General features: G+C 65.2%; 7 protein-coding genes and 1 pseudogene. 7 read left to right on the plus strand and 1 reads right to left on the minus strand.

Annotation, left to right across the window (positions count from 1 at the left end):
- From AWB78_RS31520 to AWB78_RS31540, 4 genes are all read left to right on the plus strand, one after another.
- Entirely contained in the window at nt 1-1527 is a 1527-nt protein-coding gene (locus AWB78_RS31520; RefSeq protein WP_062610542.1) for an efflux transporter outer membrane subunit, read from the plus strand.
- A 488-nt stretch (nt 1528-2015) separates the two neighbouring features.
- The gene (locus AWB78_RS31530) at nt 2016-3233 is read left to right on the plus strand and encodes an efflux RND transporter periplasmic adaptor subunit (RefSeq protein WP_062610544.1); all 1218 of its coding nucleotides are present in this window, start codon (nt 2016-2018) and stop codon (nt 3231-3233) included.
- Nucleotides 3234-3250: 17 nt separating this feature from the next.
- Complete coding sequence (locus AWB78_RS31535; protein ID WP_062610545.1) at nt 3251-6430, plus strand: efflux RND transporter permease subunit; 3180 nt, start codon at nt 3251-3253, stop codon at nt 6428-6430.
- Nucleotides 6431-6432: 2 nt separating this feature from the next.
- Entirely contained in the window at nt 6433-7896 is a 1464-nt protein-coding gene (locus AWB78_RS31540; RefSeq protein WP_062610546.1) for an efflux transporter outer membrane subunit, read from the plus strand.
- A 149-nt stretch (nt 7897-8045) separates the two neighbouring features.
- On the opposite strand, the gene AWB78_RS31545 is transcribed toward AWB78_RS31540, so the two are convergent.
- A complete protein-coding gene (locus AWB78_RS31545) occupies nt 8046-9437 on the minus strand; it encodes a nucleobase:cation symporter-2 family protein (protein WP_062610547.1) in 1392 nt (463 codons plus the stop codon).
- Nucleotides 9438-9771: 334 nt separating this feature from the next.
- Between AWB78_RS31545 and AWB78_RS31555 the strand changes: the two genes are divergently transcribed.
- The 3 genes and pseudogenes from AWB78_RS31555 to AWB78_RS45910 all read left to right on the plus strand — a co-directional run.
- A complete protein-coding gene (locus AWB78_RS31555; RefSeq protein ID WP_062610549.1) occupies nt 9772-11217 on the plus strand; it encodes a xylulokinase in 1446 nt (481 codons plus the stop codon).
- Nucleotides 11218-11314: 97 nt separating this feature from the next.
- Nucleotides 11315-12541, plus strand: coding sequence for an AGE family epimerase/isomerase (locus AWB78_RS31560; RefSeq protein WP_062610550.1), 1227 nt, complete (start codon nt 11315-11317; stop codon nt 12539-12541).
- Nucleotides 12542-12591: 50 nt separating this feature from the next.
- Nucleotides 12592-12752: pseudogene (locus tag AWB78_RS45910) on the plus strand (alcohol dehydrogenase catalytic domain-containing protein); the annotation flags it as partial.

The raw sequence follows: 12752 nt of genomic DNA on the forward strand, positions 1-12752 counted from the left end.
ATGCTTAAACATTCGTTGATCGCGGCCGCCGTGGCCCTGCTCGCCACCGGCTGCACGCTGCAGCCGAAGTACGAGCAGCCGGCGGCGCCCGTCGCGCAGACGTTTCCGGAAGGCGACGCGTATGCGCACCAGCCGGATGCGTCGTCGACGGCGAGCAATGGCCGCAGCGCGAACGGGCAGAGCGCGCCCGACATCGGCTGGCGTGATTTCTTCTTCGACACGCGCCTGCAGAAGATCGTCGAGCTCGCGCTGAAGAACAACCGCGACCTGCGCGTCTCGGTGCTCAACGTCGAGGCGGCGCGCGCGCAGTATCAGATCGTGCGCGCGGGCCTGTTCCCGACGCTCGACGGCAGCGCGTCGATGACCAAGCAGCGCACGCCGAAAAACCTGTCGGTCTTCGGCAACACGATCTCGCAGGAGTATTCGGTCGGCCTGAACGCGTCGTGGGAAATCGACTTCTTCGGGCGCATTCGCAGCCTGAAGGATCAGGCGCTCGCGCAGTATCTGTCGACGGCGGAATCGCGCAAGGCGGCGGAGATCGCGCTGGTGTCCTCGGTGGCGGATCAGTATCTGACGATGCTCGCCTTCGACGACGCGCTCGTCGTCACGCAGAACACGCTGACGACCGCGCTGGAGTCGTATCGCATCACGAAGCTGCAATACGACAACGGCACGGGCTCGGAGCTCGATCTGCGTCAGTCGGAGGGCGTGGTCGAAGAGGCGCGGGCGAATCTGCAACAGCAGGCGCGTCTGCGCGCGCAGGCGGAGAACGGGCTCGTGCTGCTGGTCGGCGAGCCGCTGCCGGCGGATCTGCCGCCCGGCATGCCGCTCGACACGCAGAACATCCTCTCGGATATTCCCGCTGGCCTGCCGTCCGACCTGCTGACGCGCCGTCCCGACATCGCGGCGGCGGAGCAGTCGCTGCTCGCGGCCAACGCGAACATCGGCGCGGCGCGCGCGGCGTTTTTCCCGCGCGTCTCGCTGACGGGCAGCTTCGGCACGCTGTCGCCGACGCTCGGCGGTCTCTTCAAGCCGGGTTCGGCGGCGTGGTCGTTCGCGCCGCAAATCACGGTGCCGATCTTCGAGGGCGGCGAGAACAAGGCCAATCTCGATCTGGCGAACGTGCAGAAGCGCATCGAGATCGCCAATTACGAGAAGGCGATCCAGACCGCGTTCCGGGAAGTCGCCGACGGCCTCGCCGCGCGCGGCACGTTCGACGAGCAGATCAAGTCGCTCGAGCGTTTCGTGAACTCGCAGAGCCGCCGCCTCGAATTGTCCGACCTGCGCTATCGCAACGGCGTGGACAGCTATCTCTCGGTGCTGACGGCGCAGACGGCGCTCTACGCGTCGCAGCAGCAGCTCATCACGGCGCGGCTGAATCGCCTGACGAACCTCGTCGACCTGTATCAGTTCATGGGCGGCGGCTGGATCGAGCATTCGGGCGACGCGCCGCGTCCCGCGGATGCGCCGGTCGACTACGGCTCGCAAGGCGCGCCGAAGCCTGCTTCGGCCGCCACGGCGGGTTGATCCGCCGCCTCGAAACGATGCTGACGAAGCCCGGCCACGCGCCGGGCTTTTTCTTGGCGCTTTCGAACGCGCTTCGCGTCGAGGCAAGAGCAAGCCGCACGACGCGCGATCCTGCGCGATGTTTCCGTCTCGGCGCCAGTTCGCCAAATTTGTGTTAATCCTCGGCAAATTGTCACACAACTGCCTGTTGCTTAGGCTTCCTGACCGCGAACGATATCTATAATCGGCTGCTTGTCGCAGTCGTGTGGGCGCGAGTCGTTGGCGCCGATCGGTTCGCACCGAGCGTCACGCGCATTTAGTTATCCCAAAAATAAGGCCGTTTTCTCGTGAAGGCGGCCAGCCCCATCCGAAGCGCGCGCGGGGCCGGACGGACGGCCCGCGCGCCGCGATCCGCGACTTTCGCATCGCACGACAGCACGTCGCGCGCCCCGCCATGAACGTGAGGACGCGCGACTTTCATCTTGAGTAACCACAGAGGTCCGCGTTCCATGTGTCTCAAACGGATTCCATACCGTCTCATTGGTGTCACGACGGCCGCCCTGCTGGCAGCCGCATGCGGAGAGAAACATCCCGCGATGATGCCGCACACGCCGGAAGTCGGCGTCGTCACGCTCGAATCGGCTTCGGTGCCGGTCACCACGGAACTCACGGGCCGCACGAGCGCTTTTCTCGATGCCCAGGTGCGCGCGCGCGTGGACGGCATCGTGCTGCGCCGTGAATTCACCGAAGGCAGCCTCGTCAAGGCGGGGCAGCGGCTCTACAAGATCGACCCGGCGCCGTACATCACGAAGCTGAACAACGCGAAGGCGTCGTTTGCGAAGGCGCAGGCGAATCTCGTGTCGACGAGCGCGCAGGCCGAGCGCTACAAGGTGCTCGTCGCGGCGAACGCGGTTAGCAAGCAGGACTACGACAACGCGGTGGCGGCGCAAGGCCAGGCCGCCGCCGAAGTCGCGTCGGCCAAAGCGGAGATCGACACGGCGCAGATCAATCTGGGCTACACGGACGTCACGTCGCCGGTTTCCGGGCAGGCCGGCATCTCGCAGGTTACGCCGGGCGCCTATGTGCAGGCCGCGCAGGCCACGCTGATGGTCACCGTCCAGCAGCTCGATCCGATGTACGTCGATCTCACGCAATCGAGCCTCGCCGGTCTCAAGCTGCGCCGCCAGATCCAGGAAGGGCGTCTTTCGGCCAACGGCCCGAACGCCGCGAAGGTCACGCTGATCCTCGAGGACGGCCGCGTCTATCCGGAGCAGGGCAAGCTGCAGTTCAGCGATGTGACCGTCGACCCGTCCACCGGATCGGTGACGGTGCGCGCGATCTTCCTGAACAAGGACCGCGTGCTGCTGCCGGGCATGTTCGTGCGCGCGCGCATCGAGGAAGGCGTGAATCCCAATGCGCTCGTCGTGCCGGTGCAGGGCGTGTCGCACGACCAGAAGGGCACCGCGCTCGCGATGGTCGTCGACAAGGACAACAAGGTCGCGATGCGTCCGCTCGTGACGTCGGGCACGCACGGCCAGAACTGGGTGGTCGAGGGCGGCCTGAATCCCGGCGACCGCGTGATCGTCGAAGGCATCGACAAGGTGCGTCCGGGCATGGAAGTGAAGGTAGTGCCGGCGCATCTGCCCGCCGCGCCCGCCGACGCCGCTTCCGCCGCCGCTTCCGCCGCCGGCAAGGCCGCCGCCGCTTCCGGCGCAGCCGGCGCATAGGACGGGAGGCACGCTCCATGGCCAAGTTCTTTATCGATCGCCCTATCTTCGCGTGGGTGATCGCCATCATTCTGATGCTGGCGGGCATCGCGTCGGTGGCGACGCTGCCGGTCGCGCAATATCCGACCATCGCGCCGCCGTCCATCCAGATCTCCGCCACGTATCCCGGGGCGTCCGCGCAGACGGTCGAAAACACCGTCACGCAGGTGATCGAGCAGCAGATGAGCGGCCTCGACCATCTGCTGTATCTGTCGTCGACCTCCGACGACAGCGGCACCGCGACCGTCACGCTGACCTTCGCGGCCGGCACGAACGCCGACATCGCGCAGGTGCAGGTGCAGAACAAGCTTCAGCTCGCCACGCCGAACCTGCCACAAGTCGTGCAGCAACTCGGCACCAGCGTGTCGAAGTCGAGTTCGAGCTTCCTGCTCGTGCTCGCGTTCGTGTCCGAAGACGGCAGGATGAGCCGCGACGATCTCGCGAACTACGTGGCGTCGAACGTTCAGGATCCGATCAGCCGTCTGAACGGCGTGGGCACGGTGACGCTCTTCGGCTCGCAATACGCGATGCGCGTCTGGCTCGATCCGAACAAGCTGACCAAGTTCAATCTCACGCCCATCGACGTGCAGAGCGCGCTGCAATCGCAGAACGTGCAGGTCGCGGGCGGCCAGCTCGGCGGCACGCCCGCCGTGCCCGGCCAGTCGATGCAGGCGACCATCACCGAGGCGACGCTGCTGCGCACGCCCGAGCAGTTCGGCAACGTGCTGCTGAAGGTGAATCAGGACGGCTCGCAGGTGCGCCTCAAGGACGTCGCGCGCGTCAGCCTCGGCGGTGAGAACTACAACTTCGAGACGCAGTACAACGGCAAGCCGGCAGCCGGTTTCGGCATCCAGCTCGCAACGGGCGCGAATGCGCTCGCCACCGCCAACGCCGTGCGCGCGAAAATCGACGCGTTGTCGAAGTATTTCCCGCCGGGTCTCGTCGTCAAGTATCCGTACGACACGACACCGTTCGTCAAGCAGTCCATCTCCGACGTGGTGAAGACGCTGATCGAGGCCATCGTGCTGGTGTTCCTCGTGATGTATCTGTTCCTGCAGAACCTGCGCGCCACGCTCATTCCGACGCTCGCCGTGCCGGTCGTGCTGCTCGGCACGTTCGCGATCATGGGCATGGTCGGCTTCTCGATCAACACGCTGTCGATGTTCGGGCTCGTGCTCGCGATCGGCCTTCTGGTCGACGACGCGATCGTGGTCGTCGAGAACGTCGAGCGCGTGATGACGGAAGAAGGCCTGCCGCCGAAGGAAGCCACGAAGAAGGCGATGAGCCAGATCACCGGCGCGCTCGTCGGCGTCGCGCTCGTGCTCGCGGCGGTGTTCGTGCCGGTGGCGTTCTCGGGCGGCTCCGTCGGCGCGATCTACCGGCAGTTCTCGCTGACGATCGTCTCCGCGATGGGCCTTTCCGTCCTCACCGCGATGGTCTTCACGCCGGCGCTCTGCGCGACCATCCTGAAGCCGCTGCCGAAGGGCCACGAAGAGAAGAACACCGGCTTCTTCGGCTGGTTCAACCGCACGTTCAAAAGGAGCCAGGAGAAGTATCACAGCGGCGTCTCGCACGTCATCCGGCGCTCGGGGCGGTTCCTGATCCTGTATCTCGTGATCATCGCGGCGGTCGCGCTGATGTTCACGCGCCTGCCCAAGGCGTTCCTGCCCGATGAAGATCAGGGCACGATGTTCGTGCTCGTCGCGACGCCCGCCGGATCGACGCAGGAAATGACGCAGCGCGCGCTCGACGACGTCGCCGGCTATCTGCTGAAGGACGAAAGCGCTGTCGTCGAATCGGTGTTCACGGTGAACGGCTACAGCTTCGCGGGGCGCGGCCAGAACTCCGGCCTCATCTTCGTGCGCCTGAAGGACTTCGCGAAACGCACCGCCGCGAAGGACAAGATCCAGGCACTCGTCGGCCGCACCTTCGGCCGCTTCGCGGGCTACAGGAACGCGCTCGTGTTCCCGGTGAATTCGCCGTCGATTCCCGAGCTCGGCACGGCCTCGGGCTTCGACTTCGAGCTGCAGGACCGCGCGGGTCTCGGTCACGCGAAGCTGATGGAAGCGCGCAACATGCTGCTCGGCATGGCCGCGAAGGACCCGTCGCTCGCGCAGGTGCGTCCGAACGGCCTGAACGACACCGCGCAGTTCAAGGTGAACATCGACCGGGAGAAGGCGCTCTCGCAGGGCGTCGATCCATCGGTGATCGACCAGACGTTCTCGATCGCGTGGGCGTCGAAGTACGTGAACAACTTCCTCGACACGGACAGCCGCATCAAGAAGGTGTACATGCAGGGCGATGCGCCGTTCCGCATGTCGCCCGAGAACATCGATAGCTGGTATGTGCGCAATGCGTCCGGCTCGATGGTGCCGTTCTCCACGTTCGCGAAGGGCGAATGGAGCTACGGCTCGCCCAAGCTCGAGCGCTACAACGGACTGTCGTCGATCGAGATTCAGGGCGTGGCTTCGCCGGGCAAGTCGACCGGCCAGGCGATGGCCGCGCTGGAAGGGCTCGCCGCGAAGCTGCCCGCGGGCATCGGCTACGAATGGACGGGGCTTTCATATCAGCAGATCCAGTCCGGCTCGCAGGCGCCGATTCTCTACGGCATTTCGATTCTCGTCGTGTTCCTGTGTCTCGCGGCGCTGTACGAGAGCTGGTCGATTCCGTTCTCCGTGATCATGGTCGTGCCGCTCGGCGTGATCGGCGCGTTGCTCGCCGTCACGCTGCGCGGTCTGGAGAACGATGTGTTCTTCCAGGTCGGTTTGCTGACGACCGTGGGCCTGTCCGCGAAGAACGCGATTCTGATCGTCGAGTTCGCGCGCGATCTTCAACTCTCGCAAAAGATGGGGCCGATCGAAGCGGCGATGGAAGCCGCGCGTCTGCGCCTGCGTCCGATTTTGATGACGTCGCTCGCATTCATTCTCGGCACGATGCCGCTCGCGATCAGCAATGGCGCGGGGTCGGGCAGCCAGCACGCGATCGGCACGGGCGTGATCGGCGGCATGCTGACCGCGACCTTCCTCGCGATTTTCATGGTGCCGATGTTCTTCGTCGTCGTGCGGGCGCATTTCGGCGGCGACAAGGAAGACGCGGATGCCGCGCTCGCGCGCTATGACGCGCAGCGGCGCGCGCAACAAGGCAAGGAAGGACACTGATCATGCGTGGATTCACTCTGATGGCAATGGCCGCCGCCGCACTGGCGAGCGGCTGCACGATGGCGCCGAAGTACGAGCGCCCCGCGGAGCCGGTCCCGGCGAACTACCGCACGGACGGCGTGTACGGCGCGCAGCCCGTCGCGGCTGCGGGCGCGCGCAGTGCGAACGGCGTGGCCGCCGCCGACATCGGCTGGCGCGATTTCTTCGTCGATGCGCGGCTGCAGAAGCTCGTCGACATCGCGTTGAAGAACAATCGCGATCTGCGCGTGGCGGTGCTCAATGTGCAGGCGGCGCAGGCGCAATACCGGATCGTGCGCTCGGAGTTGCTTCCGACGATCGGTGCGCAGGCGGGCCAGTCGAAGCAGCGCACGCCAGCGGATCTGTCGTTCTTCAACCAGACGATCTCGAATCAGTACAGCGTGGGTCTGAACGGATCGTGGGAGATCGATCTCTTCGGCCGCGTGCAGAGCCTCAAGAATCAGGCGCTCCCGCAGTACTTCGCCACCGCCTATGCGCGCAAGGCGGCGGAGATTTCGCTGGTGTCGCAGGTGGCGACGCAGTATTTCCAGGTTCTCGAAGCGGACGATCTCCTCAAGGTGACCGTGCAGACGCTGAAGAGCGCGCAGGATTCGTACAACCTGATCAAGCTGCAGTTCGAGAACGGCGCGGCGTCCGCGCTCGATCTGAGCCAGTCGCAGACCGTCGTCGAAACGGCGTCGGCGAATCTTCAGGCGCAACAGCGCGCGCGGGCGCAGGCGGTCAACGCGCTCGTGCTGCTGCTCGGCGAGCCGATGCCCGACGACCTGCCGGGCGGCGCCGCGCTCAACGGTCAGGATCTGCTGACGGATATTCCGGCGGGCCTGCCGTCGGATCTGCTGACGCGGCGGCCCGACATCATGGAGGCAGAGCAGAATCTGCTGGCGGCGAATGCGAACATCGGCGCCGCGCGTGCGGCGTTCTTTCCGAGCATCTCGTTGACGGGCAGCTTCGGCACGTTGAGCCCGTCGCTCGGCGGGCTCTTCAAGCCCGGTTCGGTCGCATGGAGCTTCGCGCCGACGATCACGCTGCCGATCTTCGAAGGCGGGCAGAATCTCGCGAATCTCGATCTCGCGAACATTCAGAAGAACGTTCAGCTGGCGCAGTACGAGAAGGCGATTCAGTCCGCGTTCCGTGAAGTCGCGGATGGTCTCGCAGCGCGTGGCACGTACGATCAGCAGATCGCGGCGCTCGAACGCGATACGGGCGCGCAGCAGCGGCGGCTGGATCTGTCGACGTTGCGGTACAAGCAGGGCGTCGACAGTTATCTCGGCGTGCTGACCGCGCAGCAGGATCTTTATGCTGCGCAGCAGACGTTGATCAGCGCGCGCACGCAGCGGCTCGCGAATCTCGTGACCTTGTATCAGGCGCTGGGCGGCGGGTGGATCGAGAAGACGGGAGATGCGCCGCGGGCAGTGGATGCGGGCTAGCGTTTCGCCTTTCTTTCGATGACCCATTGCACCCTGGACGTCCGGGGTGTTTTTTCATCGGGCATCGGCAAACCAAAAAAAACGCCGCGGCTCTCACCGCGGCGCATCACGCAAGACAGCCAGCAAACACTTCCAGGGTTACGACTTCCTTAGTGCGCGTCTCCGGCATGAGCCGCGCCTTCGAACTCGTGCGCGGCTTCACGCGCATCACGTCGCGCATCGCGTTCTTTGCGCACGCCGTTGAACACGATGTTCAGCACCACCGCCGACACCGACGCCAGCAGGATGCCGCTGTGAAGAATCGGCTCGAGCGCATGCGGCAGTTGCGTGAAGAACTTCGGCGCGACGACCGGCACCATGCCCATGCCCACGCTCACCGCGACGATGAACAGATTGTGGTGGTTCTTCGAGAAGTCCACGCGGGACAGCGTCTTGATGCCGTTCGCCGCGACCATGCCGAACATCACGATGCCCGCGCCGCCCAGCACGAACGGCGGCACCGACGCCACGACCTGCGCCATCTTCGGGAAGAGGCCGAGCACGACGAGAATCACGCCGCCCGTCGCGCAGACGAAGCGGCTCTTCACGCCCGTCACGCCGATCAGACCGACGTTCTGCGAAAAGGACGTATGCGGGAACGAGTTGAAGATGCCGCCGATCAGCGTGCCGAGCCCGTCGACACGCAGGCCGCGCACGAGCGCTTTCTGATCGACGGGACGATCGACGAGATCGCCGACCGCGAGGAACATGCCCGTCGATTCGATGAAGGTGACGAACATGACGATGACCATCGTCGCGACGGAGAGCGCGTCGAAGCGCGGAAGGCCGAAGTGGAACGGCATCACCACGCCGACCCACGGCGCATGGGCAACGCCGTCCATGTTCACGCGGCCGAGCATCGCGGCGATGATGAAGCCCACGACGATGCCGAGCAGCACCGAAATATTCGCGATGAACCCGCGCATGAACTTGTTGATGAGCAGGATCAGCGAGAGCACGACGAACGACAGCAGCAGGTACACCGGATTGCCGTAATCAGGATTGCCGACGCCGCCCGCCGCCCAGTTGATGCCGACGCCCATCAGCGAGAGGCCGATCACCGCGATCACGGTGCCGACCACGACCGGCGGGAAGAAGCGCAGCAGCTTGCCGATCATCGGCGCGAGCACGATGCCGATGACGCCCGCCGCGATGGTCGAGCCGAACACATCGAGAATGCCGAGCGAGGGATTGGTGCCGATCGCGACCATCGGGCCGACGGCGGCGAACGTGCAGCCCATGATGACGGGCAGGCGGATGCCGAAGATCCACAGCCCGAGCGTCTGGATCAGCGTGGCGATGCCGCACGAGAACAGATCCGCGCTGATGAGGAACGCGACCTGATCTTTCGACAGGCCCATCGCGGCGCCGAGAATCAGCGGCACCGCGACGGCGCCCGCGTACATCACGAGCACGTGCTGAATGCCGAGCGTCAGCAGTTGACCGGCGGGCAGCCGTTCGTCGCACGGATGCACGGACGGTTTCACCGAACTTGAAGCCATGTCTCTCTCCTTTATCGCCTTCCATTTGAATGGCCTCCAAGTTAAGTGCATTAAAAAGCGCGAACAAGACCACGCGGCGCTATACAGCGCGTTCGCGCGACGATATGGTTTTCGCGCGCCGTTCAGCGCGCAAACGTGCGCAGGCCTTTGCCACAAGGGGTTTGACGCATATCGGAGGAAATTTGTCGTGCGACGCAAGGCCGCGTTCTTCGGATGCTCGTTATGATGCGGATCACAGCGGCCATATAGTCCGTTTTTCGCGTTCGCCACGCGATGGTGGGGTATACCCGGGTTTTGCGCGTTTTCCCTAACGTCATTTTCAGACTCGAATCCCATGCGTTTTTTAGGCATCGATCTCGGTACGGGCTCCCTGAAACTCGCCATCGTCGATGAAGACGGGCGTGAAATCGCATCGTCGAGCGCCGCCTACGCGGTGACGAGCGCGCGGCCCGGTTGGGCCGAGACCACGGTCGATGCGTGGTACTCGGCGCTCGTCGACGCGGCCTCGCGCCTTCCCGCGAACGAGCGCGAAGCGGTGAGCGCGATCGGCTTCTCGGGGCAGATGCACGGCGTCGTGCCGGCCGCCGCCGATGGCCGCGCCTTGCGCGCCGCGATGCTCTGGCCCGACACGCGCGCCCGCGATCTGCTCGACGCGTGGCCCGCGCCGCAGGCGAATCCGGTCGCGCCCGGCATGGCGGGGCCGTTGCTGCGCTGGCTCGCGTCGAACGAGCCCGAAGTCGCGGCCGACACGCGCTGGGCCTTGCAGCCGAAGGACTGGCTGCGCGCGAAGCTCGGCGGCGCCGCTGTTGCCAAGTTCGTCACCGATGCATCCGATGCCTGCGCGACCGCGCTCGCTTTACCGTCCGGCGATTGGGACGATGCGCTCATCGAGCGGCTCGGCCTGCCGCGCGAGTGGTTCGCGCCGCTCGCGGCATCGCATGAAATCGGCGGCGCGCTATCGGACGAAGCGGCGGCGCAACTCGGCTTGCGCGCGGGCATTCCGATGGCCGTCGGCGCGGGCGATACGCCGTGCGCCGCGCTCGGCAGCGGCCTCTCCTCCGATGGCGACGCGCTGCTCACCACCGGCACCGGCGGCCAGATCGTCGTCATGTGCGCCGATGCGCCCGCGCCCGTGCATGGTCTGCACACGTATCGCGCGGCGACGGGCGCGTGGTATCGCATGGCGGCGATGCAGAACGTCGGCGTCGCGCTGGAAGCGGTGCGCGGCTGGTTCGGCTACGCATCGTGGCCCGAAGCCTACGACGATGCGTTCGCCGCGAAATCCAGCGCATCGGTGAGCTTTCTACCGTACCTGAGCGGCGAGCGTTCGCCGTGGATGAACCCGAATGCGCGCGGCGGCTGGCTCGGACTGGGCCTCGACGACACGCGCGGCACGATGATGCGCGCCGCGTTCGAAGGCGTGGCATTCGCATTGCGTGCAGGACTGGACGCGATCCGCGCGAACGGCGCCACGCTCGATTCGATGCTGCTGGCGGGCGGCGGCTCGGTCGATCCGCGCTGGCGGCAGTTGCTCGCCGATGCCTTGCGCGTCGAGCTTCATGCGGTCGATTGCCCGAACGCGGCGACGCGCGGCGCGGCGATTCTCGGCGGCATCGCGGCGGGCCACTGGCGCGTGGACGATCTCGCATCGCTCGCGCCGACATCGACGCTCGCCGCGACGCCGCGCGCGGATGCATCGCTCGACGAACGGCTCGCGCGCTTCATCGATCTGTACAGGCGCGCCGAAGACTGGTTCACGCCGCCGCGCGAGAGCGCTTAAACTTTCGTACCTTTGATTCCGTTGCAACGCGCATCGGGAACCATGAAGCGGCGCTTCGTATGAGGCTCGCTTCATCACGACACCATCGAATTCAGCCATGTCCGCATCCGAACTGTCCAAGCCCGCGTCGCTTCCCGAGTTCCGCTCGCGCGCGTTTCTGCTCGATCACGCGTTGCGCACGATGACCTTCTATCACCCGCACTGCATGGACCCGGCGGGCGGCTTCTATCACTTCTACAAGAACGACGGCACGATCTACGACCGCACTTCGCGTCATCTCGTGTCGAGCACGCGCTTCGTCTTCAACTACGCGATGGCGTACAAGCACTTCGGGCTCGATGAATATCGCGGCGGCGTGGCGCACGGCATCGAATATCTGCGCGAGTTTCATCGCAATCCGGAGACGGGCGGCTATGCGTGGACGCTGAACGGCCGCCACGTCACCGATGCGACCAACCATTGCTACGGCCTCGCGTTCGTCGTGCTGGCGTATGCGAAGGCCATCGAAGCGGGATTCGACGAAGCGCGCGCCTATCTCGACGAAACCTGGAACCTGATGGAAACGCACTTCTGGGATGCGCGGCACGGGCTCTACAAGGATGAAGCCAGCGCGGACTGGCAGGTGTCGGACTATCGCGGCCAGAACGCGAACATGCATACATGCGAGGCGCTGCTGGCCGCCTTCGAGGCGACGGGCGAAGCACGCTATCTCGATCGCGCGGCCCTGCTCGCGGACAACATGGTGAACCGTCAGGCCGCGCTCGCGGGCGGTCTCGTGTGGGAGCATTACAAGCCGGACTGGTCGATCGACTGGGATTACAACAAGGGCGACCGCAGCAACATCTTCAGGCCGTGGGGCTTTCAGCCGGGGCATCAGACGGAATGGGCGAAGCTGCTGCTGATTCTCGATCGGCACAAGCCCGAGGCGTGGCATGTCACGCGCGCCCGCGAGCTGTTCGATCGCGCGCTGGAGTTGTCATGGGATCACGAGCATAGCGGCATGGTGTACGGCTTCGATCCCGACGGCAAGTTCTACGACGAAGACAAGTACTTCTGGGTTCAGGCCGAATCGCTCGCGGCGGCGGCGCTGCTGGCGGACCGCGCGCAACGCGATGGCGACGCCGCGCTCGCCGCGCGTTACTGGAACGATTACGACCGCTTGTGGACCTATAGCTGGGCGCATTTCGTCGATCACAAGTGGGGCGCGTGGTATCGCATCCTCACGCGCGACAATCGCCAGTACAGCGACGAGAAAAGCCCCGCCGGCAAGACCGACTATCACACGATGGGCGCATGCTACGAAATCCTGAACGTCGTGCGCTGAAACGAATCCGCATTATCTAACGCATTTTTCCAAGATCGAGGAGCTGAACGATGAAGACGAAAGCAGCAATTGCATGGGAAGCGGGCAAGCCATTGACGATCGAGGAAGTCGATCTCGAAGGCCCGCGCGCGGGAGAAGTGCTGATCGAAGTGAAGGCGACGGGCATTTGCCACACCGATTACTACACGCTGTCCGGCGCCGATCCGGAAGG

Origin of the sequence: Caballeronia calidae, assembly GCF_900044055.2 — a bacterium.
GTDB classification, from domain to species: Bacteria; Pseudomonadota; Gammaproteobacteria; order Burkholderiales; family Burkholderiaceae; genus Caballeronia; species Caballeronia calidae.